The organism is Achromobacter sp. SIMBA_011 (assembly GCF_046535435.1).
In the GTDB taxonomy this organism is placed as follows: Bacteria; Pseudomonadota; Gammaproteobacteria; order Burkholderiales; family Burkholderiaceae_B; genus Achromobacter; species Achromobacter dolens.
In genome coordinates this window covers 172543-196692 of sequence record NZ_JAWRWN010000006.1, presented here as the reverse complement: position 1 = coordinate 196692, position 24150 = coordinate 172543, and the positions used below count along the sequence as shown (strand labels likewise).

At 63.9% G+C, this 24150-nt stretch carries 30 protein-coding genes, 1 tRNA gene and 1 pseudogene; 22 read left to right on the top strand and 10 right to left on the bottom strand.

Translation table 11 applies throughout. From position 1 onward, the window contains the following. Nucleotides 1-43 precede the first annotated feature (43 nt). From SB816_RS20880 to SB816_RS20840, 9 genes are all read left to right on the top strand, one after another. Complete coding sequence (locus SB816_RS20880) at nucleotides 44-295, top strand: accessory factor UbiK family protein (RefSeq protein WP_006394062.1); 252 nt, start codon at nucleotides 44-46, stop codon at nucleotides 293-295. Between the two features lie 86 nt (nucleotides 296-381). Continuing rightward, on the top strand, nucleotides 382-1920 hold the full coding sequence (locus tag SB816_RS20875; RefSeq protein ID WP_064526958.1) for a YifB family Mg chelatase-like AAA ATPase: 1539 nt from the start codon (nucleotides 382-384) through the stop codon (nucleotides 1918-1920). Between the two features lie 346 nt (nucleotides 1921-2266). Next, nucleotides 2267-2464, top strand: coding sequence for a 50S ribosomal protein L35 (gene rpmI, locus SB816_RS20870; RefSeq protein WP_006387997.1), 198 nt, complete (start codon nucleotides 2267-2269; stop codon nucleotides 2462-2464). 17 nt (nucleotides 2465-2481) lie between these two features. Beyond that, nucleotides 2482-2841, top strand: coding sequence for a 50S ribosomal protein L20 (gene rplT / locus SB816_RS20865; RefSeq protein ID WP_006387998.1), 360 nt, complete (start codon nucleotides 2482-2484; stop codon nucleotides 2839-2841). A gap of 77 nt (nucleotides 2842-2918) precedes the next feature. Continuing rightward, complete coding sequence (gene pheS / locus SB816_RS20860; RefSeq protein WP_054503853.1) at nucleotides 2919-3941, top strand: phenylalanine--tRNA ligase subunit alpha; 1023 nt, start codon at nucleotides 2919-2921, stop codon at nucleotides 3939-3941. A gap of 14 nt (nucleotides 3942-3955) precedes the next feature. Further along, entirely contained in the window at nucleotides 3956-6373 is a 2418-nt protein-coding gene (gene pheT, locus SB816_RS20855) for a phenylalanine--tRNA ligase subunit beta (protein WP_410547468.1), read from the top strand. Nucleotides 6374-6376: 3 nt separating this feature from the next. Next, a complete protein-coding gene (locus tag SB816_RS20850; RefSeq protein ID WP_006388001.1) occupies nucleotides 6377-6715 on the top strand; it encodes an integration host factor subunit alpha in 339 nt (112 codons plus the stop codon). Nucleotides 6716-6772: 57 nt separating this feature from the next. Next, on the top strand, nucleotides 6773-7204 hold the full coding sequence (locus tag SB816_RS20845) for a MerR family transcriptional regulator (protein WP_054503851.1): 432 nt from the start codon (nucleotides 6773-6775) through the stop codon (nucleotides 7202-7204). A 177-nt stretch (nucleotides 7205-7381) separates the two neighbouring features. Next, a tRNA-Pro gene (locus SB816_RS20840) sits at nucleotides 7382-7458 on the top strand. 45 nt (nucleotides 7459-7503) lie between these two features. Here SB816_RS20840 and SB816_RS20835 read toward each other — a convergent pair. After that, on the bottom strand, nucleotides 7504-8685 hold the full coding sequence (locus SB816_RS20835; protein WP_410547467.1) for a tyrosine-type recombinase/integrase: 1182 nt from the start codon (nucleotides 8683-8685) through the stop codon (nucleotides 7504-7506). Between the two features lie 70 nt (nucleotides 8686-8755). Between SB816_RS20835 and SB816_RS20830 the strand changes: the two genes are divergently transcribed. Beyond that, nucleotides 8756-9745, top strand: a complete 990-nt coding sequence (locus SB816_RS20830; RefSeq protein WP_410547466.1) for a helix-turn-helix domain-containing protein — start codon at nucleotides 8756-8758, stop codon at nucleotides 9743-9745. After that, nucleotides 9742-10221: a hypothetical protein gene (locus SB816_RS20825; protein ID WP_410547465.1), complete on the top strand. Its 480-nt coding sequence runs from the start codon at nucleotides 9742-9744 to the stop codon at nucleotides 10219-10221. The genes SB816_RS20830 and SB816_RS20825 overlap by 4 nt, the downstream gene beginning before the upstream one ends. Before the next feature lie 56 nt (nucleotides 10222-10277). Here the strand turns inward: SB816_RS20825 and SB816_RS20820 are convergent, their stop codons facing one another. Further along, nucleotides 10278-10892 carry a hypothetical protein gene (locus SB816_RS20820; RefSeq protein ID WP_410547464.1) on the bottom strand — a complete coding sequence of 205 codons (615 nt, stop codon included), beginning with the start codon at nucleotides 10890-10892 and terminating at the stop codon, nucleotides 10278-10280. A gap of 247 nt (nucleotides 10893-11139) precedes the next feature. Here SB816_RS20820 and SB816_RS20815 point away from each other — a divergent pair, with 247 nt between their 5' ends. Further along, nucleotides 11140-11769: a hypothetical protein gene (locus tag SB816_RS20815; protein ID WP_410547463.1), complete on the top strand. Its 630-nt coding sequence runs from the start codon at nucleotides 11140-11142 to the stop codon at nucleotides 11767-11769. Nucleotides 11770-11812: 43 nt separating this feature from the next. Here the strand turns inward: SB816_RS20815 and SB816_RS20810 are convergent, their stop codons facing one another. Beyond that, the gene (locus SB816_RS20810) at nucleotides 11813-12142 is read right to left on the bottom strand and encodes a hypothetical protein (protein WP_410547462.1); all 330 of its coding nucleotides are present in this window, start codon (nucleotides 12140-12142) and stop codon (nucleotides 11813-11815) included. Between the two features lie 267 nt (nucleotides 12143-12409). Next, nucleotides 12410-13384: a putative phage abortive infection protein gene (locus SB816_RS20805; protein ID WP_410547461.1), complete on the bottom strand. Its 975-nt coding sequence runs from the start codon at nucleotides 13382-13384 to the stop codon at nucleotides 12410-12412. Nucleotides 13385-13615: 231 nt separating this feature from the next. Between SB816_RS20805 and SB816_RS20800 the strand changes: the two genes are divergently transcribed. After that, nucleotides 13616-14239, top strand: coding sequence for a putative metallopeptidase (locus SB816_RS20800; protein ID WP_410547460.1), 624 nt, complete (start codon nucleotides 13616-13618; stop codon nucleotides 14237-14239). Here SB816_RS20800 and SB816_RS20795 read toward each other — a convergent pair. Next, nucleotides 14236-14718 (bottom strand): hypothetical protein, encoded by a 483-nt coding sequence (locus SB816_RS20795; protein WP_410547459.1) that lies wholly within the window; start codon nucleotides 14716-14718, stop codon nucleotides 14236-14238. The genes SB816_RS20800 and SB816_RS20795 overlap by 4 nt on opposite strands. Before the next feature lie 213 nt (nucleotides 14719-14931). Here SB816_RS20795 and SB816_RS20790 point away from each other — a divergent pair, with 213 nt between their 5' ends. Together SB816_RS20790 and SB816_RS20785 are read left to right on the top strand one after the other, a co-directional pair. Next, a complete protein-coding gene (locus SB816_RS20790; RefSeq protein ID WP_410547458.1) occupies nucleotides 14932-15405 on the top strand; it encodes a DUF2280 domain-containing protein in 474 nt (157 codons plus the stop codon). After that, nucleotides 15356-15838: pseudogene (locus SB816_RS20785) on the top strand (hypothetical protein); the annotation flags it as partial. The gene SB816_RS20790 and the pseudogene SB816_RS20785, both read left to right, overlap by 50 nt. Here the strand turns inward: SB816_RS20785 and SB816_RS20780 are convergent. After that, nucleotides 15734-16126: a PD-(D/E)XK nuclease family protein gene (locus SB816_RS20780; RefSeq protein ID WP_410547546.1), complete on the bottom strand. Its 393-nt coding sequence runs from the start codon at nucleotides 16124-16126 to the stop codon at nucleotides 15734-15736. The pseudogene SB816_RS20785 and the gene SB816_RS20780 overlap by 105 nt on opposite strands. 324 nt (nucleotides 16127-16450) lie before the next feature. Between SB816_RS20780 and SB816_RS20775 the strand changes: the two genes are divergently transcribed. Then, the gene (locus SB816_RS20775; protein ID WP_231133017.1) at nucleotides 16451-17098 is read left to right on the top strand and encodes a hypothetical protein; all 648 of its coding nucleotides are present in this window, start codon (nucleotides 16451-16453) and stop codon (nucleotides 17096-17098) included. Nucleotides 17099-17200: 102 nt separating this feature from the next. On the opposite strand, the gene SB816_RS20770 is transcribed toward SB816_RS20775, so the two are convergent. Continuing rightward, the gene (locus SB816_RS20770) at nucleotides 17201-17359 is read right to left on the bottom strand and encodes a DUF6726 family protein (RefSeq protein ID WP_410547457.1); all 159 of its coding nucleotides are present in this window, start codon (nucleotides 17357-17359) and stop codon (nucleotides 17201-17203) included. 317 nt (nucleotides 17360-17676) lie between these two features. Here SB816_RS20770 and SB816_RS20765 point away from each other — a divergent pair, with 317 nt between their 5' ends. The 5 genes from SB816_RS20765 to SB816_RS20745 all read left to right on the top strand — a co-directional run bounded on the left by SB816_RS20765 (nucleotide 17677) and on the right by SB816_RS20745 (nucleotide 20679). Continuing rightward, nucleotides 17677-17979, top strand: a complete 303-nt coding sequence (locus SB816_RS20765; RefSeq protein WP_410547456.1) for a hypothetical protein — start codon at nucleotides 17677-17679, stop codon at nucleotides 17977-17979. Between the two features lie 70 nt (nucleotides 17980-18049). Further along, entirely contained in the window at nucleotides 18050-18355 is a 306-nt protein-coding gene (locus tag SB816_RS20760; protein WP_006388009.1) for an NIPSNAP family protein, read from the top strand. A 135-nt stretch (nucleotides 18356-18490) separates the two neighbouring features. Next, nucleotides 18491-19408 (top strand): PhzF family phenazine biosynthesis protein, encoded by a 918-nt coding sequence (locus tag SB816_RS20755; RefSeq protein ID WP_269873379.1) that lies wholly within the window; start codon nucleotides 18491-18493, stop codon nucleotides 19406-19408. Between the two features lie 279 nt (nucleotides 19409-19687). Beyond that, a complete protein-coding gene (locus tag SB816_RS20750) occupies nucleotides 19688-20122 on the top strand; it encodes a GNAT family acetyltransferase (protein ID WP_049075013.1) in 435 nt (144 codons plus the stop codon). A 53-nt stretch (nucleotides 20123-20175) separates the two neighbouring features. Further along, nucleotides 20176-20679: an ankyrin repeat domain-containing protein gene (locus SB816_RS20745; protein ID WP_064526942.1), complete on the top strand. Its 504-nt coding sequence runs from the start codon at nucleotides 20176-20178 to the stop codon at nucleotides 20677-20679. Nucleotides 20680-20698: 19 nt separating this feature from the next. Here SB816_RS20745 and SB816_RS20740 read toward each other — a convergent pair whose 3' ends face one another. The 3 genes from SB816_RS20740 to SB816_RS20730 are packed head-to-tail and all read right to left on the bottom strand — an operon-like array spanning nucleotide 20699 to nucleotide 23017. Then, nucleotides 20699-21055, bottom strand: a complete 357-nt coding sequence (locus tag SB816_RS20740; RefSeq protein WP_410547455.1) for a hypothetical protein — start codon at nucleotides 21053-21055, stop codon at nucleotides 20699-20701. Continuing rightward, nucleotides 21056-22009: a succinylglutamate desuccinylase/aspartoacylase family protein gene (locus tag SB816_RS20735; protein WP_116792095.1), complete on the bottom strand. Its 954-nt coding sequence runs from the start codon at nucleotides 22007-22009 to the stop codon at nucleotides 21056-21058. Nucleotides 22010-22018: 9 nt separating this feature from the next. After that, a complete protein-coding gene (locus tag SB816_RS20730) occupies nucleotides 22019-23017 on the bottom strand; it encodes a Bug family tripartite tricarboxylate transporter substrate binding protein (RefSeq protein ID WP_054503844.1) in 999 nt (332 codons plus the stop codon). A gap of 155 nt (nucleotides 23018-23172) precedes the next feature. Here SB816_RS20730 and SB816_RS20725 point away from each other — a divergent pair, with 155 nt between their 5' ends. Then, the gene (locus tag SB816_RS20725; protein ID WP_054503843.1) at nucleotides 23173-24036 is read left to right on the top strand and encodes a MurR/RpiR family transcriptional regulator; all 864 of its coding nucleotides are present in this window, start codon (nucleotides 23173-23175) and stop codon (nucleotides 24034-24036) included. The last annotated feature ends 114 nt before the right edge of the window (nucleotides 24037-24150 follow it).

Sequence of the window (24150 nt, the reverse complement as noted above, 5' to 3'; positions counted from 1 at the left end):
GAAAGCACTACACTTGAGGCACCAAGAACATCGTGAGGCCGCTATGAACAATCGCACCCAGTGGATGGAAGACATCCAGAAGAACATTTCCGACCTGATCGCCCGCAGCCCGGCCGCGGATGTCGAGCGCAACGTCCGCGCCATGATGACGCAGGCATTCTCGAAGCTCGATCTGGTCACCCGCGAGGAATTCGATGTGCAGGCCGATCTGCTGGCGCGTACGCGTGCCCGCGTTGATCAACTGGCTGCCACCGTCGAGCAACTGGAGTCGCGCCTGTCCGCCCTGGACAAGTGATCCGCGCGGGACACTTTTGCCACGGCCGCCTGCGCGGCCGTTTTTGTTTTCGCCATACTCGTCTTCGACTGCCATCGGAGACTGCCTTGACCCTAGCCGTAATCGCCAGCCGCACCCTCAGCGGCCTGCACGCCCACGCGGTGCGGGTCGAAACCCACCTGGGGCCGGGACTGCCCAGCTTCAACGTGGTCGGCCTGCCCGACACCGAGGTGCGCGAAAGCCGCGAGCGGGTGCGCGCGGCCATCATCAACAGCGGCTTCAATTTTCCCGCGGGCCGCATCACGGTCAACCTGTCCCCCGCCGACATCCCCAAGGAATCGGGCCGTTTCGACCTGCCCATCGCCGTCGGCCTGTTGCTGGCCGCGGGGCAACTGGCGCCGCCGGGCGAGGGGGCGGCAACCGAGGCCGCCAACATGCCGGCGCCGGATCCACTGTTGGCCGGTCTGGTGCTCGCCGGGGAGCTGTCCCTGACCGGCGCGCTGGTGCCGGTCGCGGCGGCCCTGGTGATCGCATTGAGCGTGGCGCGGGAATCCCCCGGCGCCACCTTGATCCTGCCCGCCGGCAGCGCCGGACAGGCGGCCTGGGTCGAGGGCCTGCGCGTGCTGTCGGCGCGCAGTCTGGCGGACGTGGCGGCACACGTGGCGGGTCATTGCCGTCTGCCGGACGCCTTGCCCGACACTTGGCCCGAGGCGCCGCCGATGCCCTGCCTGGCGGACGTGCGCGGGCAGCCCGGGGCGCGGCGCGCGCTGGAAGTCGCGGCGGCGGGCGGCCATAGCCTGTTGATGATAGGGCCGCCCGGGGCCGGCAAAAGCATGCTGGCTGCGCGCCTGCCGGGCCTGCTGCCGCCGCTGGCGCGCGCGCAGGCGCTCGAGGTCGCGGCCCTGGCCGCGCTGGCGGGCGCGCCACCGGTCAGGATGGGCACGCCGCCGTTCCGCGCGCCGCACCACTCGGCGTCCGCCATCGCCCTGGTGGGCGGTGGCGGACGGCCCCGGCCGGGGGAGATCAGTCTGGCCCATCACGGGGTGCTGTTTCTCGACGAACTGCCGGAATTCAGCCGCCGCACACTGGAGGCGCTGCGCGAGCCGCTGGAGACGGGCAGGGTGGTCATCGCCCGGGCGCTGCAGACGGCGCAGTTTCCCGCCCGCTTCCAACTGGTGGCCGCGATGAATCCATGCCCCTGCGGCTGGCGCGGCCATCCGCGCCGGGCCTGCCAGTGCACGCCCGACCAGGTCGCGCGTTACGCCGGTAAGGTCTCAGGCCCGCTGCTCGACCGGATCGATCTGCATGTGGCGTTGCCGCCGGCCGACCTGGAAAGCCTGCAGGGGCCGCCCGGCGAGGCGTCCGAGCCGGTCAGGGCGCGCGTGGCGCGTTGCCGCGAGCGGCAGATGGCGCGTCAGGGCAAGCCGAATGCGGCGTTGGCCGGCGCGGAACTGGAGCGCCACTGCCCGCTGGAGCCGCCGGCCCGCGACCTGTTGCTGCAGGCCATGCGTCGGCTGGCGGGCTCTGGCCGCGCCATGCATCGCGCCTTGCGTGTCGCCCGGACCATCGCCGATCTCGAGGCCGCCGACGAACTGGCGACGCACCATGTCGCGCAGGCGGTGCAATACCGGCGCCCGGGGGCATGATGCGCAGGGCAGGCCATTGCCGTCGGCAGGGAGGATGGGTTCCGTCCCGGAATGTTTCCGTGCGCCTGCCCGCCAGACCCGATCCGGCTCGACAAAACCAGGGAAATCACCATATAATCAAAGGCTTTCCCGGATCCAGGCAATTTTTTTCGCCCGGGCCATCGGGGAAAGTTGCAGTACCTCAGCAGTGGAAGTACCCCCAGAAGTGGCAAGAGGTCATCAAGTTTTGCCGCAATGGTGTAGGTCGAACGTGCTCGCCTTGATGGTCGAGCGCGGCGCCAACCGCCTTGCGACAAGCACCTCGCGTCATGTAAATCAACAATAGTGTTCAGTTTAGGGAATCATCATGCCCAAGATGAAAACCAAGAAAAGCGCCGCAAAGCGCTTTCAGGTTCGCGGCAGCGGATCCATCAAGCGTGGTCAGGCGTTCAAGCGTCACATCCTGACCAAGAAGACCACCAAGAACAAGCGCCAACTGCGCGGTTCGGCGGCGGTTCACGAGACCAACGTGGCTTCCGTGAAAGCCATGATGCCTTTCGCTTGATATAAGGGAGATCTACTATGCCTCGCGTCAAACGCGGCGTTACCGCCCGCGCACGTCACAAGAAAGTCATTTCCGCCGCCAAGGGTTACCGTGGCCGCCGCGGTAATGTGTTCCGTATCGCCAAGCAAGCGGTCATGCGCGCTGGCCAATACGCCTACCGCGACCGCCGCAACAAGAAGCGCACGTTCCGCGCGCTGTGGATCACGCGTATCAACGCCGCCGTCCGCGAACACGGCGTCAGCTACAGCGTGTTCATCGCCGGCCTGAAGAAGGCTGCGATCGAACTCGACCGCAAGGTCCTGGCCGATCTGGCCGTGCGCGACAAGGCCGGCTTTGCCGCCATCGTGCAGCAAGCCAAGGCTGCCTTGGCTGCCTGATCGCGCGCTTTAACTCATCGCGCATCGCTGCAAACGGGGCTGTAATGGCCCCGTTTGCGTTTTGAAGGCTGGATTTCATGACTCAATCGGTTGACGACCTGGTTTCCCAGGCGCAGGAACTGTTCGCCGCGGCCAACAATGCCGCCGCGCTCGAAAACGCAAAGGCCCGCTTCCTGGGCAAGGACGGCGCGCTGACGGTCCTGCTCAAGGGCCTGGGCAAGCTCGATCCCGAGCAGAAGCGCGACATGGGCGCCCGCATCAATCAGGCCAAGCAGAAGGTCGAAGAGCTCCTGAACCTGCGCCGCGCGGCCCTGGTGCAAGCAGAACTGGATGCCCGACTGGCGTCCGAAACCATTGACGTATCGTTGCCGGGCCGTGGCCGCGTGCCGGGCGGCATCCATCCGGTCATCCGCACCTGGGAGCGTGTCGAAGAGATCTTCCGCTCCATCGGCTTTGACGTGGCCGACGGCCCCGAAGTCGAGAACGACTGGACCAATTTCACCGCGCTCAACAACCCGCTGGACCATCCGGCGCGTTCCATGCAGGACACGTTCTACGTCGACATGAAAGACGCCGACGGCCTGCCGCTGCTGCTGCGCACGCACACCAGCCCCATGCAGGTGCGTTACGCCCGCATGCACAAGCCGCCCATCAAGGTCATCGCGCCGGGGCGCACCTACCGCGTCGACAGCGACGCCACGCACTCGCCCATGTTCCACCAGGTGGAAGGGCTCTGGATCGCTGAGGATATCTCGTTCGCCGACCTGAAGGGCGTGTACACCGATTTCCTGCGTTGCTTCTTCGAAAGCGACGATCTCGTCGTGCGTTTCCGCCCGTCGTTCTTCCCGTTCACCGAGCCGTCGGCCGAAATCGACATGATGTTCACCTCGGGCCCGAACCGCGGCCGCTGGCTGGAGATCTCCGGCTCGGGCCAGGTGCACCCGCAGGTGGTGCGCAACTTCGGCCTGGACCCCGAGCGTTACATCGGCTTTGCCTTCGGTTCCGGCCTGGAGCGCCTGACGATGCTGCGCTACGGCGTCAACGACCTGCGCCAGTTCTACGAAGGCGATTTGCGCTTCCTGCGCCAGTTCAACGAATAACAGACGGCTAGATCATGCAATTTCCCGAATCCTGGCTGCGTACGCTGGTCAATCCTCCGATCGCAACCGATGAACTCGCGCACCGGCTCACCATGGCCGGCCTGGAAGTCGAAGACACCGTGCCGGCCGCGCCCGCGTTCACGGGCGTGGTGGTCGCGCACATCGTCGAGATCGCCCCGCACCCCGACGCCGACAAGCTGCGCGTCTGCCAAGTCGATGACGGCTCCGGCGCGCTGCTGCAGATCGTCTGCGGCGCGCCCAACGCGGCCGCCGGCCTGAAGGTGCCGCTGGCCCGCGTCGGCGCGGAACTGCCCGGCGGCATGAAGATCGGCGTGGCCAAGATGCGCGGCGTGCAATCGTCGGGCATGCTGTGCTCGGCGCGCGAACTGGGCCTGTCGCAGGACCATGCCGGCCTGCTGGAGCTGCCGGCCGATATGGCGCCGGGCCAGTCGATCCGCGAAGCGCTGGACCTGGACGACACGCTCTTCACGCTGAAGATGACGCCCAACCGCGCCGATTGCCTGTCGATCCTGGGCGTGGCGCGCGAAGTCGCCGCGCTGACCGGCGCGCCGCTGTCGGTGCCGACCGCCAAGGCCGTGCCCGTGACGCTGGACGAGCTGCGTCCGGTCAGGATCGAGGCGCCCGACCTGTGTGGACGCTTTGGCGGCCGCGTGATCCGCGGCGTGAACGCTCGCGCGCAGACCCCCGCGTGGATGAAGACGCGCCTGGAGCGTGCCGGCCAGCGTTCGGTGTCGGCGCTGGTGGACATCTCCAACTACGTCATGCTGGAACTGGGCCGTCCCTCGCACGTGTTCGACCTGGACAAGATCCATGGCGACCTGTCGGTGCGCTGGGCGCGCGAAGGCGAGACGCTCGAGCTGCTGAACGGCCAGACCGTCACGCTGGATTCGAAGGTCGGCGTGGTGGTGGCCGGCGATCAGGTCGAAAGCCTGGCCGGCATCATGGGCGGCGAGGCCACGGCGGTCACGCTCGACACGCAGAACATCTACCTGGAAGCCGCGTTCTGGTGGCCGCAATCGCTGGCCGGCCGCGCGCGCCGCTTCAAGTTCAGTTCCGAGGCCAGCCACCGCGGCGAGCGCGGCGTGGACTTCGCCACGATCCCGCAGCACATCGAATTCATCACGCGCCTGATCGTCGACATCTGCGGCGGGCAGGCCGGTCCGCTGGACGACCAGATCGTCAACCTGCCCAAGCGCGAGCCGGTTCGCATGCGCCTGGCGCGCTGCCACCGCGTGCTGGGCGTGCCCGTCACGCAGGCCGAAGTCGCCAAGATCTTCGGCAGCCTGGGGCTGGAATTCACGCTCGATGGCGATGACTTCATCGTCACTCCGCCGTCGTATCGCTTCGACCTCGAGATCGAGGAAGACCTGATCGAAGAAGTGGCCCGCATCTACGGCTTCGAGAACATTCCCACGGTGCCGCCGCTGGCGCGCGCCAAGATGTTCTCGCAACCCGAAGTGCGCCGTGGTCCGCACGCGCTGCGCCGCCTGGCCGCCGCGCAGGACTACCAGGAAGTCATCAACTACAGCTTCGTCGAAGCCGAGTGGGAACGCGACTACGCGGGCAACGACACGCCGGTCAAGCTGGTCAACCCGATCGCCAGCCACCTGTCGGTGATGCGTTCGAGCCTGATCGCCGGCCTGGTGGCCAACATCCGCCACAACGCCAACCGCAAGCAGACGCGCGTGCGCCTGTTCGAGCTTGGCCGCGTCTTCGCGCGCGATGACGCGGCGCAGGACGGTCCGCTGGAAGTGGCCGGCGTGCGCCAGCCGCTCAAGCTGGCGGGCGCCGCTTGGGGCCCGTCGGTGGAAGAGCAGTGGGGCGTACCCACCCGACAGGTCGATTTCTTCGACGTGAAGATGGACGTCCAGGCGTTGTTCGGCGCCCGCGGCGCGCGCCTGCGCTTCGAAGCGGCGGCGCATCCCGCGCTGCATCCGGGCCGCAGCGCCCGCGTCACGCTGGATGGCAAGCAGGTCGGCTGGATCGGTGAGCTGCATCCGCGTTGGGCGCAGCAGGCAGACCTGGCACACGCGCCGGTGGTGTTCGAGCTGGACGTGGACGCCCTGTCCGAAGGCGAACTGCCGCAGGTGCGCGAACTGTCGCGCCAACCGGTGGTGGTGCGTGACCTGGCCCTCTGGGTCGACGCGCCCGTGACGGTGCAGTCCATGCTGGACACGGTGGCGGCGACGGTCAAGGCCGATCCGCAACTGGCCGTGGTGCAGGACGTGCGCCTGTTCGACGTCTGGCGCGAAAAGGCCCAGGGCGACCAGCCCGTGGCCGAGAAAAGCCTTGCGTTCCGTTTCTGGCTACAGGACACTGAGGTCACACTGGACGAAGCCCGGGTGGCCGATTGCCTGGCGCGCATCAAAGACGCTTTGGTCAGTGCCCACGGCGCGCGCCAGCGCGCTTGAACCATGGGGAACAGTATGCTTGCCGAGCCGCGTACCCTGACCAAGGCCGAGCTGGCCGAACTGCTCTTTGAGCGGGTCGGCCTGAATAAGCGCGAGGCCAAGGACATCGTCGACACCTTCTTCGAGGAAATCCGCGACGCCTTGGCGCGCGGAGATTCCGTCAAGCTTTCGGGCTTCGGAAATTTCCAGGTGCGCGACAAGCCGCCCCGCCCGGGGCGCAATCCCAAGACCGGCGAGACCATCCCTATCGCCGCACGCCGCGTGGTCACGTTCCACGCAAGTCAGAAACTCAAGAGCGTGGTGGAGCAGGCCACTCCCGCAGCGCCAGATGCCGAGGAGTGATACGCTTTGTCGGTAATTGTTATCGGCACTCGACGCATCGCGGCATAGAATTCTCTTATGACACGTACCGAATCCACCGTTACCTTACCGCCCATTCCCGCCAAGCGTTACTTCACCATCGGTGAGGTCAGCGACCTGTGCGGCGTCAAGCCGCATGTGCTGCGGTATTGGGAGCAGGAGTTCACGCAGCTCAAGCCGGTCAAGCGGCGCGGCAACCGCCGCTACTACCAGCATCACGAAGTGCTGCTGATCCGTCGTATTCGTTCCTTGCTGTACGAGCAGGGCTTCACCATCAGCGGCGCGCGCAACCGCCTGGGCGATGCGCGCGACACGCCGCACGATCAGGACGCCGCGGTGCGTCTGACTGGCGCCGAGATGCAGGCCCTGCGCAACGAGTTGGGCGATGTGTCGGCGATGCTGGCCGAGGCCCTGGGTTCGGCCGCGACGGCTTCGAACGACAATGCGGTGAGCGTCAACGCCACGGCCTGAGCATGGCGGTGCATTGCACCGTCGTCTATCCGAGTTGATGGCCCCGCGCCATGCGCGAGCCTTGCCTGTGAGTGTTGCCGGCATCGCGTAAGGCACGCAAATTTTTTTGAGTATTCGGCACTTTTTTTGCACCAATGCGTGCAAACAATTTTTAGGTCTGCTATACTCTTTTTCTTTCGGGGCGTAGCGCAGCCTGGTAGCGCACTTGCATGGGGTGCAAGGGGTCGCGAGTTCGAATCCCGCCGTCCCGACCAGCAATACCCTAGGGGGTTAGTGATAGTAATCACTAACCCCCTTTCTCATTCTGGGGACTTTTGCGGGGACTTCCCCGTTACAGCCGCCCCTCGCTTGAGCACCGTCAACGCCGGACTGCGCGTGTCGGTTGCTGCGATGCGATTTGCATACTCGATCAGCTTGGTCAGCTCGGCCGCCGAGTAGTGCGAAGTGATACTTCCATCGGTGTGGCCCAGCAGGGCCTTGCGATCCTCCTCCGGGACATCAGCGGCGCGCAGTCGACGCCCGAAGGTGTGCTTCAAATCGTGCACGCGGACACGTCCAAAGCCTGGATGCGCTGGAACGCCGTGCGACTTCTTCCAGTGTTCCGCAGCGCGCTTGCGCGCACTGCGCCAGGCGGTGTCGTTCATCCTGTGTAGCGCGCGGCCCTCGTAGGGAAACACCCATTCGGGATCCAGGCCGCGCTGCTTGCGAATGATTGACCTGGCCACGTCGTTCAGCACCACCAGGCGCTCCTCGCCGTTCTTGACGCCCGAATCTTCGAACCGTCCACCAAAATCAGCGGGGATCAGAAAGACGCTGGTTTCCAGCTCGGGCACCTGGATTTCCCACTCCCATCGCAGTTTGCAGACCTCCTGCTCGCGGCACCCGGTGTTCACCTTGTATAAGGCCATGGCTTGAAGGTGGTCGGGTAGCTCTTTGAAAAGCATTGCCTGTTCCTCCCACGACAAGGGGTAGGGTTGCCGGCGCGATTTTTCACTGAGCATTTCGATCATGGGTACAACCGATAGCCAAGGTCTGCGGTCCTCGTCGCGCCATTTTCTGGCGCAGACGTTGAGCACCCTCACGACGCGCTGCAGAGCTATATTGATCGTCCGCGGTGCGCGGCCCAATTCCAGACGGTCCTCGATATAGGGCTGCAGGGCTTCGTCGTCCACTTCATCCAGATACAGCTCGCCGATGTATGGATCGAGCTGCTTGAGATAGATGCCGGTATGCCAAATTGATGGCTGCTGCGCATATTCCTTCAAATAGCGGGTCGCGGCTTCGCGGAAGGTGCGGCGGCCGTGGCGTTTCGCGGCTTGGGCCGCCTGGGCTTCGGCGATGCGCGAGAGGAGGAATTGCTCCGCGTCTGCGCGCGTGCTTGTGCCAGTGCTGCCTCGAATTCGGCCAACCCCGCGGACGACTTTGTCGATGTGCCAGAGGCCGTCTTTGAGCGTGAGGCCGGTGATTGTTTTTTGCCCCATAAGCTTGATGCTCCATTGCTATGGCGGCGCTGGCTGCGAGGGCTAGGGTTGTGGCCCCTGGGGGACGCTGATGAGTGCTCAAGCTGTCGCTTGGGCATTGGCCCAGCCTGTTTGCCACTCCCCAGCCAAATTCATCCTGGTGGTGCTGGCGCATTATGCGCACGGCAAGCAAGCGCCATGGAGCGCATTTGCATCCACCACCCTGATCGCGCAGCAGACTGGGCAAGACCGCAAGACGGTGCTCGCCAATCTGCGCCGGCTGATCGACGCAGGTTTCCTGGTCGATAGCGGCGAGCGGGCAGGGGCTACTAAGTCGGTGGTCGTGTTCCGGCTGTGCGAACCAGCAAGCGGTACCAATTCTGGTACAGCTTCGGATCAGCAAAGCGGTACCGAAAACGGGACAGCTTCCGAAGCCCAAGCAGTACCAGATTTGGGACAGCTAAGCGGTACCGAAATTGGGACACCTTCCGATGATTTTGAGGGAAGCAGTCCCAAAACTGGTACCGCTTACCCCGAAGCAGTACCAAATTTGGGACACCTGGGTAAACCCGAAGCAGTACCAGTTTTCCCTACAGAAATAAAACATAAGAAAGATGTAATACCTATCTTCGTAGGTAATACCTCTAAAAGCCGTAACACTGTCAGCACCACGAAGCGAGGTTCGCGTCTGCCTGCCGACTGGGTTCTGCCGATGTCCTGGGGCAAGGCGGCGCTCGACCTGCGCCCCGACCTGTCCGCCGAGCAGGTGCGCGTGCTGGCCGACGAATTCCGGGACTACTGGACCGCCGTGCCAGGCGCGAAGGGCTGCAAGCTCGACTGGCTGGCGACCTGGCGAAACCGTGTGCGAACAGCTCGCGCTCCCGTCGTGCCGAACGCGGCGGGGCCTCGTGCCGAGACCGGCCAAGACTGGGGCGAGTGGTGGAAGTCCGATGCGGCGACGGACCGCGTCGGGCGTGAACTGGGCATGTTTGCCCGGGGCGGCGAGACCTACGCCAGCTACCGCGATCGGATCTTCGCCGAGCTGCGTCGCCGGCGTGATGAGCAGGAGCGAGGGGCATGAGCTACGCCGAAGCATCCGCGGCGGTGACCCGCCATCAGCATCCGGTCCAGGGCTACGGCATGTGCTGCGTCAGGGGCTGCATGCTGCCCGGGTCTATCGCTGACACCACCACGGGCGTGTCCGACTGGTACTGCCATCTGCACCACGGCACCGCTTACGCGGAGCAGGCGGGCATCACAGCTCGCATGCACAACCGCCGAAGCCTGTTCATCCTAGCTGGGCGCCTGAAGGCGGCGCTGCCTGGTCAGCCGGTCCCTGACAGCGTGATTCCTTGGCTGCGCCGGCACAACCGCAAGGACTTCGCCGAAGCTGCGAGCGGGAACGTGACGGCGCAGGCATTGGGCGCGCTGATGCTGCGGGTGCTGGGCGACGAATGCGCGTCACCGCAGCAGCGCGGAGACCAGGCGGGAGCATCCGCCGGTGCGGGCCTTGGTAGTTGGTTCAGGGCCGTGGATCTGGTGAGTGACCTGGCATGAGTCTTTCAAGCAAGTTCTTGGCTGTTCTGTTGGGCATATTCGACCTGCCTGTGGGTCTATTCAGCCAGCGACCACGAGCCGATCGATATGCCTTGCATGTACAGGTCATGCTGCCTTTTCCCAAGCGCCAACCATATTTCCAACAAAACTGCATCGACGGCTGCGGCAACCTCGTCAAGGCGAGTTGGGTTCAAGAGCGGAAAACGGAAGTTGCGGATGGCTTCGGCACTGCGGAGGTTCAATTCGTCGTATCTGCATTCGACGATGCAAACCGATCGCATCGTGGCTGGTTTGGGGTGTGCAAAGCCATTCCGGGCATCGAAAACTTCGGACAGCAGTTGCCATCTTGGGTCTTCGTGACCCTTAAAGACTTTTGCCCGCTTTGCGATCAGCTCAAGTTTTTTCAGAGGGCCGGCTTTTTTTTCAATCGGATTCCTCCCGGTATCCCACATCTCCTTGAGAACTTCAGGGCCGAGCGTCTGGCAAAAGGCCTCCACCGTCGACGCGAGGAGGACCACCGCGCTCATCCATTTGTAGTGCGAACCCTCTGGATGCTGCCTCGCATCTTCGAGCAGCACCCTGGCGCCATGACGAAGATCTGCAATTGGCTTGTAGTCGTGATCATCTCGGATCGCGTATCTCTGCACGTCATCAGTTTCAAACGGGTTCATTTGCGTGGGTCTCGGGAAGCTATGCCGACGCCGACTTTAGCCCAATGCGTTGCGTGGGTGCTATTGCCACTTTGTACTCTTGGACGTGATACCAGCCTGTCGCAGCGGTGGGTAGAGAACGAGCCCATCGCGGAACTTGCTGTGCCTGACATCTCGGGGCTGGATGGAGAGAAGCCGCGATTCCTAAGTGTCTATACCTGGCCAATACAGCCAGGCTGTGAGCTGGAGAATTTGAAAGTAGTAAAGAATGCCGCGTGAAGCCGGAACGTTTTCGTGCCCCGAGCACGCGATTGCCGTGGCCTACCTGATGCTGGCCCTGCCCATCGAGCCGAAGAACCCGACGCAGTTGGTCTGGGAGGCCCTGCGCGAGCGGTTCGACGTGGAGTATGAGCGCAAGGCCCTATCAGGGCTGACGCCGCATGAGTGGCATGCGCAGGCCGTGTTCACGCTCAAGGTGCTGGGGCGCACACTGGGCGATGGGATTGGCTTCCACATCCTGCAGGCGCAGTACGGCACGGGCGAGGAGGGCGCATTGAGCGCGCGTCAGGTGTCGGAATGGCTGAATCCGAGCGCGCCCGCAGACAGCCGCGAGCGGGAGCTGACGGACTTGCTGACCACGCATATCTTGCGTGGCCGGCCGCGGCTGCGCGACCTGTGCGATCGGTTCGACCTGCCGTACTCGGCGCTGCAGCGTCCCGCGAGCGCCTACCGGGTCCTGGTGCAGGGTGCCCGCAGGGGGGCGCTACAGCGACTGGACATTCGCATGCGAGACGCCGACATCGTGGTGGACCTGGTGGGGGATGTGGCGCCGACTCCGCTTGACAATGTGAATCAAGATGAGCAAAATTCGCCCAGACTCGTAGCAAATGCGATCTAGCGAAACGCCCCGGCAGATACCGGGGCGTTTTTTATTTGGCCGATCAGGGGTGCGGGCTCGCCGCGCGCCAGTACTTCTGTACCAGCGCGGGCACGCGCGAAGGGTTCAAGCCCTTGTGCACAAAGAAGAGGCGCAGGTCTTTCGGGTCACCACGATGGTGGGATTCCAAGTGGTAGCGAGGAAGGCTTGCGCTGAACAGAGGATCGCGCAATTCGCTGTCAGAAACAGGCTTGCGTTGCCCTTGCAGAGAACCTCCGAGGCAGACACCCACCAAACCAGAAGCGCCAGCTTTCAATTTATTCAAAGCATCCAACTCGAACCTCGACATTTTTGGTTTGAGAAGACGGCGACGGCCGCGCAATTGTAACTGCACGACTGACAGCCGACTCACGGATAAAGGCTGTGAGCGTCCCGAGGCCGTCCTACCTGTACAGGCGAGCTACAGTAACACAAAATTACATGGCGACCTGGAAATTATTGCCGACGCGTGCAGATCGTTTGCTTTGAATTCCAGGTGGCGAGCAAATGGCATTTGCTTTAGTGGGAAGCGTCACGCCGACTGCTGTAGTTTTTCAGGCTGGTACGCCCAGGAGAAGCCACTATCTAGCCTCTAGGCCTGGGTGCTTGCATCTTCCGACCGCTAAAGATCTTTTGCCTCGATGATGCCAAGCTCCAGCTTGGCAACACCGGAGTTAAACGCGCGCTTCGTGTACGGAAATCCGTCAAATTGCCTTTCAAGGAATGGCCCTCGCATTGCCGCGACTATGTAGTCGGAAGCAGCTTCAAGATTGTCCAGGAGTGCATATTTCTCAATCAGAGGTGCGAACCTTTCTCCGCGTTTCGTGGTGCCGTTGTACGCAAGAATCATCATCTCGGGCCAAGTAAGCTGGGACCGAGCAATCGCAACGTAATGCCATTTGTCGCTATCTGGTATTGGGCTCTTATCGACCCAGTCGATGAGTCGGTAAAGTGATCGCAGTAGGGGGCCCAGAACGTCGTGGTGATTTTTGTATGTGTTTTCGTAGCCGTTTTGAGCTGCGAAAAACTTGATTTCTAACAGTCTGCCATGGGACTGGCGATGACTCGCCGCCCATCGATCAAAATCTGTACCAACGCTATCTAGGGTGCCGGAGGCGAACGGACCTACCAAGCGTTGTAAGACTTTGAAGCCCTGATCCTGTTCAGCATGGAGGCTACTTACAAACTGCCTGTTGCTTTGGAGCCAAGCAAAGAATGTCTGCTCAAAGCTCTGCATCTTGATTGCATTGTTCTGCGCCGCTAATGCCTCCGTAGATTTTGCAGTTTCTGCACGTTGGAGTTTTAATTCATCCCGCTGCAGTGTTAACTCATCCCGTTGCATGTCGACAGCATTTAACTGGGCCATGAGAGTGCGGACGAGAAGGATGATGGTGATGGTACCCACGATCGGATTTAGCAGTCCACCCAAGAAATCGCCAAATTGACCCCAGATATCGGTGCCACCTGTTCCCTGCTTCCGGATGAGTCCAAAATAAATACCGTAGGCAAGTATTAGCAAGCCCCCCACGATTATTGGGATCCGAATTAGCCTTGATGTGGCCTGTTCATTTCGTTGGTTTTGCTCGGCGTTAGGCACGAGATTTCCTTTTTTGTAAGATTTCGTAATGTCCGAATGTAGTGAAAATGGCGCGCACCGACAAGCATCGCCGCTTCGAGGGATGAGCGGTTGTCGATCGACGGCGGCAAGCGACGACAGGCCCAGCGAGGCGCTTGGACAAATGAGGAAGGCCGGGACTCTTTATCGCGCGGAGCAAGGCTGATTAAGCATCGTGAATGATTCAGTATGAAGGGAGGGCGAGCGCGACCGATGGGTGAGGAGCGACCCAGGCCGCCCGCCGAGTGGCTGGCGCGCGCGGAGGCCACCGGTGGCTTGCTGGCGCCGGCGCCTGAGCTGCTGGAATGGGTTGAACAGGCGATACTCGCCGCGGACGGTCCGCTTCATAATCCTGACCACGCTCACCTGGTTGACGCCGACCTGGCGTTCCTATGGGCCTCGTCAGGCTTTCACAAGGCCGGACGCACGGTGCTCGGCCAGGCCGAACAGGTCATGTTCCGCACCGGCGGCTGGCAGAAGGCGCGCCAGGAACAGCAGATGATCGAGTGGTTCGGCCGCGTGCCGGCCTTCCTGATCACTTTGGCGGCGGACTACTGCGCCACCTGCAGCGATGCCGAATTCTGCGCACTGGTGGAGCATGAGCTCTACCACATAGGGCACGCGCCGGACCCCTACGGCGCGCCGGCGTTCGACAAGCAGGGCCGGCCGAAGCTGCGCATCGTGGGGCACGACGTCGAGGAATTCGTGGGCGTGGTGGCCCGGTATGGACCTTCGGCTGACGTGCGGCGGCTGCTCGCGGCCGCTGGCGCCGCGCCGACCGTGGCGCGGCTGGACATTGCGCGAGCCTGCGGGTGTTGCCTGAAGGTGGCGTTCTAACGTGCGGCTATAGGCCTGCCAGAGCATTGACCCAACTGATTCTGATACTCCTTCAATCGCTCCAGAAGAATTTGGTGCTCTCGCAAGTATTCCTGGCCCGGACCATCCCGTCCCAAAACAAATGGGCGATGGTTGTCCACGGCTTTTTGGGTCGCTTCTATCTGGCGATGCACAAATGAGCAATTATCGTTGGCAGTCAACAGCCTAGTAAGCCGGAGAACTTCGGCTTGCTGCGCGTCCAGTTGGACTCGCAAACTATCGCGCTGTTGGGTCAATGCATCTTTGTCGGCGAGCAATCGGCCGAGTTCGGCGCGTGCCTGCTGAATCTGACTCTCTGCTGTTGCGAGTTGTTCTTTGGCACTGTGTAGTTCTGTTAAGCCGCGAGCCAGTTGGTCGGCCTTTTCAAGTTCGCGACCGCGCTCCACAACATTGTTGTAAAGCCAGATGGCTCCCAATGCTATCCCGGAAACGACGGCCATAACTGACGCCAAACCGGCGGAGACAACCACCACTTTCGCCCACAGACTCCGAGGTGGCGGCGCAGCCGGCGCCTGCGAAGAGGCGATAGTAGCGACTGGAAGCGATCTACTTTGCGAGTTGCCCATGTTCTATCTAAATGTAACGGTTTGGGGATGGTAGCGCATTTCATGTAGACCTGTTGGCTCGGCGAATCGAGGTGGGGAAAACTGCGTATGGCAAAGCTCTCAGACAAGCAAAAGACGTTCATCGTCCAGACCTTGGCCTGCTGGGACACCCCCAGCCAGGTATCGGAGGCAGTCAAGGAAGAATTCGGTCTGGACGTGCCGCGCATGCAGGTGGCCCAGTACGACCCGACCAAGGCCGCCGGCAAAGACCTGGCCAAGAAGTGGGTCCAGCTATTCCACGACACCCGGCAACGCTTCCGCGAGGAAATCGCCGAGATCCCCATCGCCGATCAGGCGTTTCGCCTGCGGCAGCTCGGCAGGATCTACGACAAGCACATCAGCCGGGGCAACGTCATCGGCGCGGCCGGCGTGCTGGAGCAGGCCGCCAAGGAGGTGGGCGGCGCATTCACGAACAAGCGGGAGCATACGGGCGCCGGCGGCGGCCCGATAGAACAGAAGACGGTGGTGGTGGATGAAAGAGAAGTCGCCGCCGCCGTCGCCAAGCTGCAAGGCGAGTACTGATCCCGCCGTCCTGCGCGCCACGGCCAAGGCACTATGCGAACAGGACCACCTGTTCTTCAGCCGGTACTTCTTCAAGCACCGCCAGGCCATCAAGTTCCGGGTCAACTGGCACCACGAGCTGATCGCGCAGAAGGTGCAGGACGTCATCGACGGCCGCATCAAGAACCTGGTCATCAATGTGCCGCCGGGCTCGTCGAAGACCGAGCTGGTCGCCATCAACCTGATGGCGCGCGGCCTGGCGCTGAACCCGCGCGCCCGGTTTCTGCACATCAGCTATTCCGATGACCTGGCGCTGCCGAACTCGCAGACGGCCAAGGAGCTGGTCCAGTCAGACGAATTCCAGGAGCTGTGGCCACTGAAGGTCGCCGCGGACGCGAAGAGTAAGAAGCGCTGGAACATCGAGGTCGATGACCGCAAGGCCGGCGGCGTCTATCTGGACGGTGATGTCGAAGAGGTCACGTTCGCGGTGGACGCTCGCGTTGGACAAGTCTTCCAACGCCACCGATAGGCGTTTTACGCGGGCATCGGGGTTTTCATTGAGTACAGCGAGCAGGATCGCCCGCATGAACCTGTCATTGAGACCATGCGTCTCGTTGGGATCGAGCAGATATGCCAGGAAGCGGGAACGCCGGATTTCCTGTCGGGTGATATTGAGAGCCTCAAACAGGTTGAATCCGTTCCGAATACTGAACTTGCGCTCGAAGTCGGAAAGTACGTTCATCAAGTTTAGGAAATCCTGTTCCAGTACGGTCAGGTCGCTCGCTTCCACCGCTCGCATTGTGCATTCCTTCAGCCATCCCAAAGACGGAAACATACGCGTGGTACGGGCACGGCTATTTGCAGATATGGCGCGGCAAAATCGGCCATTTGCTTCAACTGCATCAGCGATTCGTGTCGAGTCGCGCCGCCCTGCCGCGTTTGTCGCGCGATTAATCAATTAGATATAATTTGTCATTGATAGTTAAAATTCAGGGTTCTGCTTTTGATTAATCGAGCTACACGCAACGCCATCCGTTGCTGGCCGAATGGAGAAAAAATGTCGAGGATGAAGAGAATTGCCGTGCTGGCATGCGTTGCCGCCTTGATTTCCGGGTGCAAGACTACGGTCGAGACCGCGGTCAGCCTTTCTGACCTACTGACTGCGCCGAGCAAGCAGCTATCCGGCAATTTGTATGTGGAGGTGCCGAGCTGCCAAAGCCATGAGGATTCGCGGCTGCCATCGACCTCGGTGCAGGATGTCCAAAAGGCCATGCCCGGTATTTTCTCCGATGCCAAATACCAAGAGTGCTTTCGAAAGGGTTTCGATTCCTACGCGCGATTTTCGGTACCGATATTTCTCGATAAGGACCTGGATGGCAAGCCGGCATCGCCTTCCCATATCAACCTGATTTCGAATGAGAAGGCCTTGCTGCGAGTCAGCGTTCCGGATCAGGTGAAGGCCCGCATCATCAACGCGCAGAAGCGATCGCCCGTGGGCGGGCTGGACCTGAAGTTTGTCATTCGGGTCAAGAACGATACGGGCAAGGATTTCGCATTCACGGCTTTGGCGGCGTATATCGACCAGACTCCCCATGTCATCAATAGCCTGACCATAAAGCGCGGCGGCGATTTCCTTATCACGCTGTCTGACGTTTCCGCCCGGTCCGCGCTGGACAAAGGTGAAGCGCTGGTCTTACTGCTGCCGTCGAAATAGCTGCTTTTGCATTTCGGGGATACTCGCGGCATGCGTGTAGTGCGTGGTCTCGTTGTCAATGCGTTCAGACTCGGAGCGAGCGAAGCGTGGGGCCGCTCGCCATCAGTCGATAACCTCCGCGCACGCATCCGTCGGCGCGGCCGCGACGCCGCCGACGACCGGCACGATCTTGATCACGGCGGACGTGACGCGACAAGGCGCGGCGGCGAGGCCGCAGCCCGTGCAGGGCAGGCAGAGCAGGCAGATCAGCAACCTCTTCATGGGATATGCGCCGGCGGATGTTGGCACCGTCGGCGAGGCCAGGGTGCAGTGGGGAGATTGTGCGTTGCGGGCCTGCTGGCAATAGTGGGGAATTGATGGGCGAATGTAATGACGTTTGCCCGCGATCGATCAGGATGTAACCGGGGCCTGCACCCATGGTCGCGGAATTGCCTGGTTGCGCCCCTGAGGGGCAGCATGCGTGTGGCGTGTCGGTCAGCCATGGGCGCGCGGGCCAGGACGCCGCTGACGTCGTCCGCGCCTTCCGCGGGAGGTAGGTTATCCTGCCGTCGCATAAATTGATGACGCCGTCGAATTCCATGCCCCACCCGCCGAAACCGGATGCCGCCGTGCGTCATTACCGCTTTGCCTGCCAGGACATCGAGGCGCGATACGGCCACGGCAATTTCGATGATGCCGGCGACCACGTGGCCGAGGCCTTGCGTGAGGTGTCGGCGGCAGAGAACCAGTACCTGCTGGCTTTCGAGTTCGACACCGCGCATGCCAATTCGTGGTACCACGCGTTCGTCGTGACGGTCACCGGCCTGCCGGATGACATTGCGCGGCGCTTTGCCGAGCGCATGCAGGCGCTTGGCCTGCCGCCGCCGCGCTCGACCGATTGACCGGGATTCGCCCCGCGAGCTAGGATGCCGCGGCGCGTTCGCGCCACAGTCATCCGCTATTGGAGTCTTCATGGTTACCTGCTATCTGCGTTACGTCATCGACCCCAGCCGCCTCAAGGAATTCGAAGCCTACGGCAAGATGTGGATTCCGCTGGTCGAGAAGTTCGGCGGCACGCACCATGGCTATTTCCTGCCGTCCGAAGGCGCCAACAACATCGCGCTGGCCTTGTTCACGTTTCCCAGCCTGGCCGAATACGAGCGCTATCGCCAGCAGTCGATGCAGGACGCGCAATGCCAGGCGGCGTTCAAGTACGCCGAAGACACGCGCTGCATCCTGAGCTATGAGCGCAGCTTCTTTCGCCCTGTGTTCGACTGAGCATTGCGCGGCGCGTGGCGGGCCTGATCCGACCACGCGCCTGTTATGCCCGGATTTCTGCGGCTCTGTGTCTGTCGCGCGGGGCGGGCGGCGCGGATAATTTTCCGCATCCGCCATCCCTTTGAAGGAACCCGCATGCGCTACCGCTACGTCACCGCCGATGTCTTCACCGAGCATGCCTACCAGGGCAACCCGCTCGCGGTGGTGCTGGAGGCCGAGGGCCTCGATACCGCGCAGATGCAGCGCATCGCCCGCGAATTCAATTATTCCGAAACCAGTTTCGTGCTGCCGGCGCGCGATGCCGCACACACGGCCTGGGTGCGCATCTTCACGCCCGACCGCGAGGTGCCGTTCGCCGGCCACCCGAACGTGGGCACGGCGGTGGTGCTGGCGCGCGAGATGATCGCGGCCGGCAAGCCGGCGCCGGCGCGCTTCGTGTTCGAGGAAGAGGCGGGCCTGGTGCGCATCGACCTGCGCTATGGCGCGGACGGCCGCCTGCTCGGCGCCGAGCTGGCCGCGCCGCAGCCGTTGACGCGCGCCAGCCAGGTGACGGCCGAGGCCGCGGCGCGCGCCCTCGGCCTGGCGCCTGACGATATCCTGCTGTCCGAGCATGCGCCCCAGGTGGTGTCCGTAGGCCTGATCTTCCTGGTGGTGCAACTGGCCAGCCGCGATGCGTTGCGCCGTGCGCGGCCGGATCCGGCCGGTTATGCGGCATTGCTGCCGCTGGACGGCGCCCGTTCCATCTATGCCTACACCACCGATTGCGGCGCCGAGACGCCGCTGGGGGCGATCGACATCCAGGCGCGCATGTTCACCGGCCGCATGACCGAGGATCCCGCCACCGGCAGCGCCACCGGCGCCGCCACGGCATTGCGGGCGGCCCTGCGCGGCAAGGGCGAGTTGCGCCTGCGGGTGGCGCAGGGCGTCGACATGGGCCGCGCCAGCCTGTTGCTGGCGCACGCCGAGGTCCGCGATGACGGCGTGTGGGCCGGCGTGGCGGGCCAGGCGGTGGTGGTGATGGAAGGCACGCTGCCGGCGCCCGCCGCGGTCTAAGCGGCCGCTTGGCGCGGCGGGCCGGGGTCGTGTATGCTGCCCGCCATGAACCGCATTCTCATTGCCCCGCCGGCCGCGCCGGCCCGGGCAGACAACCGACGAATCACTCGACGCCTGCGTTGAGTGGCAAGCCGTGTTCGAACGCCGGATCCCCGGTGTTCCCTCCAGAAGGCCACGATACCCCTCGTGGCCTTTTTGTTTGCGCGGCATGCGCGCTTTGCTTTCCAGCCATCGAGGCGTAGCGCCCGGCCTTCGTTTTTCCTTCAAGAGGAACGAAGCATGAAGCATCCCGAACTGGCCATCCGGTCTTTTCATCCGGCGGACGAAGCCGCCATCATCCAGTTGTGGACCGATTGCGGGCTGACGCGCCCCTGGAACGATCCGCGCAAGGACGTGGCGCGCAAGCTGACCGTGCAAGCCGACCTGTTCCTGGTGGGCGAGGCGGACGGCGTCATCGTCGGCACGCTGATGGGTGGCTACGATGGCCACCGCGGCTGGGTCAATTACCTGGCGGTGTCGCCGGCGCATCAGCGCCGCGGCTATGCCTCGGCGTTGATGCGGGCGCTGGAGCGCAAGTTCCTGGAGATGGGCTGCCCCAAGATCAACCTGCTGATCCGCGCCAGTAACCTGGCGGTCAAGGACTTCTATGCCAGCCTGGGGTTCCAGCAGGACGAGGTGATCAGCCTGGGCAAGCGCCTGATTCCCGATCTGTGAGCCGGGCGGTGTCTAATGGGCGCCTTCGATTCCTTTCCGATGACGGGTTTTTCATGACGACACCAGACGAACAACTGCTGCAGGCGGCGACGGCCGGCGACGCGCCGGGCGTGGCGCAGGCGCTGGCGCTTGGCGCGGCGGTGGACACGCGCAATGCGTTCGGCGCCACGCCGCTGTTCTGCGCGGCGACCGCCGGCGCGGCCGAGGCGGCGCGCCTGCTGCTGGCGCAGGGCGCGGACACGGCCTGCCAGGCGGGGCATGGATTGACCGCGTTGCATCAGGCCGCGGGCTGGGAGCACCTGGAGCTGGTGGCCTTGCTGCTGGAGGCGGGGGCGCAGGTGGATGCCGCGTCCGACGACGGCGGCACGCCCTTGATGGCGGCCGCGGCGCGCGGCAATGCCGCCATCGCCGCGTTGCTGCTGGCGCATGGCGCCGAGGCCGACCGCCGCGACGAGGAAGGCTGGAACGCCTGGGCCTGGGCCATCGAGAAGGGCGCGCAGGACGTGGCGGACCTGCTGGAGGAGGCGGGCGCCGAGCCGGCGTTCCCCGAGGCGTAGAGCCCGTCGCCCCGCGCGCTCAGTCGACGCCGGGCGGCAGGCGCCACGTCGGCGGAAGGGCGGCGAACTGACCCCAGGAGGTCCAGGGTTGTCCGGCTGCGTCCCGCGGTCGGGTCCACAGTCCCCATTCGGGCGGATCGGGAAAGCCATGCCAGAGCCGTTGGGTCAGCACCCAATGCTCGTCCTGCACGGTGGCATGGCAGACGGCTTCGGCCGAGCGCAGTTGATCCGCGGTCAGGCCAAACAGTCCCTCGGCCGGCAGGTCGCCGAACGGGATGCTTTGCCAGCCGACGGCCGCCATCCCGCGGACATGGAAACCCTGCCGCTGGATGTCAGCGGCGGCGTCGTCCAGGTCCCAGGGATGGGGCTCCCACATTTACATCGGCTCGGTCAGGTACACCGCTTCACGGCCGACGATGGGCATGCGGGTCGGCATGAAGATGGTGCAGTTGTCGCACGGCGAGCGGATTTCCTCGCCGGCGTTGATGGCGATGAGCTCGCCCTTGTTGAACACCTCGAAGCCCAGCAGCGGCCGCGTGAAGGTGAAGTCCTCGGACTTGACCATGTGCACCTCGAGCAGCCGGAACGGCTGCGCGGGCGCCGCGGGCGCGCTGTTGGCCGGGGCGTCGATCAGGCCCAGGTGCGCGAGGAAGCGCAGCGTGACGTCGGTGGCGAGCAGGGCGGCCGATTGCGCGAAGTGCTGGCCGCATTCGACCACCAGCGCGCCGCCGCTGTCCGAAGCGGGGTCGCCATGACGGCCGTAGTTCAGCACGCCGGTGCCGGGGAAGCGGCCGGCCGGCATCACCAGTTGCACCGCGGGGGCGCCGACGGCGGCGGCCAGCGCGGTGTTGCGGTCCATTTCCGGATAAACCCAGAACGGCTGCACCGGCGCCCGCGTCGAATGGATATCGAGCACGTAGTCGGCCGCGTCCAGCACCGGGCGCAACTCGCGCGCGCGCCGCAGCTCCGGGCTCTGCTCGCTGCCGTCGAGCCATTCGGGCGACCAGATGCGGTTCAGGTTGTGAACCAGTTGGCGGTTTTCGTAGGGATTATCAATGTCGAAGGCGTTGTACGCCTCCATGTTGGCAAAACTCACGGTGAGCGTGCCGATCTTCGGGCGCACGCCCGTATCGAGCAGGTGCGTGGCCGCCACCATGCCGCAGATCTCGTTGCCGTGCGTCAGAGCGTTGACCAGCACATGCGGACCGGGCTTGCCCGACTCGAAGCGGTGCACGTAGTCGATGCCGGTGTTGCCCTGGCGGTAGGCGGACAGGTCGCGCGGCAGGACCTCGAGGGGCGCGGTGTCGGGGGCGAAAGCGGGGTGGGTCATGTGGGGATCCTATTCCGGACGGATGCCGGCGCGGTCGATCAGGTCTTTATACAAGGCCAGGCGCTGCGACATCATGTCGGTGAATTGTTGGGGCGTCTGCAGTTCGGGCGGCAGCGCGCCGCTCTTTTCCAGCGACTGCACGGTGCTGTCCTGGCGCGCCGCGGTCTGCACCGCGGCCAGCAGTTTCTGGGTGATTTCGGGAGGGGTGCCGGCCGGAGCGGCAAGGCCGATCCACGACATCGCGTTCAGCACCGGGTAGCCGAGTTCGGCGAAGGTGGGCACGTCGGGCAGCGCCTCCTGGCGCGTGGGCGCGGCCACGGCCAGCGCGCGCATCTTGCCGGTCTGGATGTGCGGCAGGAAGGGGGCCAGGTTGTCCAGCGCGAACTGGGCCTCGTTGGCCAGCAGCGCATTCAGCAGCGGCGCGCCGCCGCGATAGGGCACGTGCACCGCGCGCAGTTGCAGGGTGTGCTTGAGCAGCTCGGCGTTCAACTGGCCCATGCTGCCGACGCCGGCCGTGGCGAAGTGGACATCGTCCGGATGCGCCTTCAGGTAGGCGACGAATTGCGCGAAGTCCTTGACGGGCAGGGCGGCGCTGGTGACCAGCACATTGGGCGTGCGCGCCAACTGCGAGATGGACGTGAAATCCTTGATCGGGTCGTAGCCCAGGTTGGGATGCATCAGCGGATTGGCCAGGTGCGAGCTCTGCGAGGACGCGACCAGCGTGTAGCCATCAGGTTTGGCGCGCGCCACGCGCTGGCTGCCGATGGCGCCGCCGGCGCCATCGCGGTTCTCGACCACCACGGTCACGCCCAGGATCTTGCCCAGCACTTCGGCGTAGAGGCGGCCGACCAGGTCGACCGAGCCACCGGCGGGGAAGGGCACGACGAGGGAGATGGGGCGCGACGGATAGGCGTCGGCGCGCGCGGACAGCGGCAGCAGGGCGGCGGCCATGCCCGCGATGAGCAGATTGCGGCGGGCGGGCGACGCGGCCTCGGATGGGTGCTTCATGAAGCTCTCTTGTGGTGATGAACAGTTCAGTCTATTCTGCAAAGAATATTGCAGAACTAAATATAGTCTGCAATGAACGTTGTTGAATTTGGGGTTATCACCTAGGGCCGTGCGAGGCATTCCAGGGTGGAAACCGGCCCAGGGACCTTGCCATCATGAATCTGCATCAACGCATCGCCGCCTACGACCGGAAGCTGACCAAGACCGAACGGCGCCTGGTCGAGGACATGCAGGCGCGCTACCCGCAGGGCCTGCTCGAATCCGCGACCGCGCTGGCGCGCAACGTCGGCACCAGCGCATCGACGGTGGTGCGCCTGCTGGCCAAGCTCGGCTACGACAGCTATGCCCAGGCGCAAATGCAGGCGCGCGCCGAACTCACGGCGCTGTTGGCCTCGCCGGGCGAGCGCGCCGATGCCGTCAGCGTCGACAATCCGTCGGCGCAGGCATGCCTGCGCAATGCGTTGCTGCATGACCAGCACAACCTGGAGACGACCTTCGCCTCGATCGACGTGGCGGCGTTCGAGGCAGCGGTGCGGCTGTTGACGCAGCGCCGCGCCCGGGTGCATGTGCTGGGCCTGCGCCAGGCGGCGCCGCTGGCCAATCACATGGCGCTCTATCTCAACCTGTGCCTGCCCGACGTCAAGGCGATGGCCGCGTCGGGGTCGATGTTCCTGGAAGACCAGTTGCTCTGGCTGGAGCCGCACGACGTGCTGCTGGCGTTCACCTTCCGGCGCTATTCGGTGGCGGCGGCCAATGCCGTCAAGGTGTTCCGCGAACGCGGCGGCAAAGTGGTGCTGATCACCGATTCCGCCGCCGCGCCCGCTGCCGCGCAGGCACACCACGTGCTGTTGGCGCGCACGTCGAGCGCATCGCCGTTCGATTCCCATGTGGCCGCGCTGTCGATCTGCAATGCGTTGCTGGCGGCGGTGGCCCTGCGCCGGAAAAAGGAACTGGCCGCGACGCTGGAGCGCGGCGAGGCCTTGTGGGATTCGCAGTGGATTCACCCGCCGGCGCGTTGACGCGCCGCGCTTCGCATGACGCGCGCCGGTTGGCGCGCATATCCTGAAATGCCTCGAATTGCCCCGGATTCAAGGGGTTTTCGCGCTTGTCCAGGTGCATCGGCACCAGCTCAT

What these genes read in the sequence shown, in the direction of transcription:
- SB816_RS20880 (WP_006394062.1), top strand. Translation starts at nt 44, where the DNA reads ATGAACAATCGCACCCAGTGGATGGAAGACATCCAGAAGAACATTTCC.
- rpmI (WP_006387997.1), top strand. Translation starts at nt 2,267, where the DNA reads ATGCCCAAGATGAAAACCAAGAAAAGCGCCGCAAAGCGCTTTCAGGTT.
- rplT (WP_006387998.1), top strand. Translation starts at nt 2,482, where the DNA reads ATGCCTCGCGTCAAACGCGGCGTTACCGCCCGCGCACGTCACAAGAAA.
- pheS (WP_054503853.1), top strand. Translation starts at nt 2,919, where the DNA reads ATGACTCAATCGGTTGACGACCTGGTTTCCCAGGCGCAGGAACTGTTC.
- pheT (WP_410547468.1), top strand. Translation starts at nt 3,956, where the DNA reads ATGCAATTTCCCGAATCCTGGCTGCGTACGCTGGTCAATCCTCCGATC.
- SB816_RS20850 (WP_006388001.1), top strand. Translation starts at nt 6,377, where the DNA reads ATGGGGAACAGTATGCTTGCCGAGCCGCGTACCCTGACCAAGGCCGAG.
- SB816_RS20845 (WP_054503851.1), top strand. Translation starts at nt 6,773, where the DNA reads ATGACACGTACCGAATCCACCGTTACCTTACCGCCCATTCCCGCCAAG.
- SB816_RS20835 (WP_410547467.1), bottom strand. Translation starts at nt 8,685, where the DNA reads ATGGGGCAAAAAACAATCACCGGCCTCACGCTCAAAGACGGCCTCTGG.
- SB816_RS20830 (WP_410547466.1), top strand. Translation starts at nt 8,756, where the DNA reads ATGAGTGCTCAAGCTGTCGCTTGGGCATTGGCCCAGCCTGTTTGCCAC.
- SB816_RS20825 (WP_410547465.1), top strand. Translation starts at nt 9,742, where the DNA reads ATGAGCTACGCCGAAGCATCCGCGGCGGTGACCCGCCATCAGCATCCG.
- SB816_RS20820 (WP_410547464.1), bottom strand. Translation starts at nt 10,892, where the DNA reads ATGAACCCGTTTGAAACTGATGACGTGCAGAGATACGCGATCCGAGAT.
- SB816_RS20815 (WP_410547463.1), top strand. Translation starts at nt 11,140, where the DNA reads ATGCCGCGTGAAGCCGGAACGTTTTCGTGCCCCGAGCACGCGATTGCC.
- SB816_RS20800 (WP_410547460.1), top strand. Translation starts at nt 13,616, where the DNA reads ATGGGTGAGGAGCGACCCAGGCCGCCCGCCGAGTGGCTGGCGCGCGCG.
- SB816_RS20795 (WP_410547459.1), bottom strand. Translation starts at nt 14,718, where the DNA reads ATGGCCGTCGTTTCCGGGATAGCATTGGGAGCCATCTGGCTTTACAAC.
- SB816_RS20790 (WP_410547458.1), top strand. Translation starts at nt 14,932, where the DNA reads ATGGCAAAGCTCTCAGACAAGCAAAAGACGTTCATCGTCCAGACCTTG.
- SB816_RS20780 (WP_410547546.1), bottom strand. Translation starts at nt 16,126, where the DNA reads ATGAACGTACTTTCCGACTTCGAGCGCAAGTTCAGTATTCGGAACGGA.
- SB816_RS20775 (WP_231133017.1), top strand. Translation starts at nt 16,451, where the DNA reads ATGAAGAGAATTGCCGTGCTGGCATGCGTTGCCGCCTTGATTTCCGGG.
- SB816_RS20770 (WP_410547457.1), bottom strand. Translation starts at nt 17,359, where the DNA reads ATGAAGAGGTTGCTGATCTGCCTGCTCTGCCTGCCCTGCACGGGCTGC.
- SB816_RS20765 (WP_410547456.1), top strand. Translation starts at nt 17,677, where the DNA reads ATGCCCCACCCGCCGAAACCGGATGCCGCCGTGCGTCATTACCGCTTT.
- SB816_RS20760 (WP_006388009.1), top strand. Translation starts at nt 18,050, where the DNA reads ATGGTTACCTGCTATCTGCGTTACGTCATCGACCCCAGCCGCCTCAAG.
- SB816_RS20755 (WP_269873379.1), top strand. Translation starts at nt 18,491, where the DNA reads ATGCGCTACCGCTACGTCACCGCCGATGTCTTCACCGAGCATGCCTAC.
- SB816_RS20750 (WP_049075013.1), top strand. Translation starts at nt 19,688, where the DNA reads ATGAAGCATCCCGAACTGGCCATCCGGTCTTTTCATCCGGCGGACGAA.
- SB816_RS20745 (WP_064526942.1), top strand. Translation starts at nt 20,176, where the DNA reads ATGACGACACCAGACGAACAACTGCTGCAGGCGGCGACGGCCGGCGAC.
- SB816_RS20740 (WP_410547455.1), bottom strand. Translation starts at nt 21,055, where the DNA reads ATGTGGGAGCCCCATCCCTGGGACCTGGACGACGCCGCCGCTGACATC.
- SB816_RS20735 (WP_116792095.1), bottom strand. Translation starts at nt 22,009, where the DNA reads ATGACCCACCCCGCTTTCGCCCCCGACACCGCGCCCCTCGAGGTCCTG.
- SB816_RS20730 (WP_054503844.1), bottom strand. Translation starts at nt 23,017, where the DNA reads ATGAAGCACCCATCCGAGGCCGCGTCGCCCGCCCGCCGCAATCTGCTC.
- SB816_RS20725 (WP_054503843.1), top strand. Translation starts at nt 23,173, where the DNA reads ATGAATCTGCATCAACGCATCGCCGCCTACGACCGGAAGCTGACCAAG.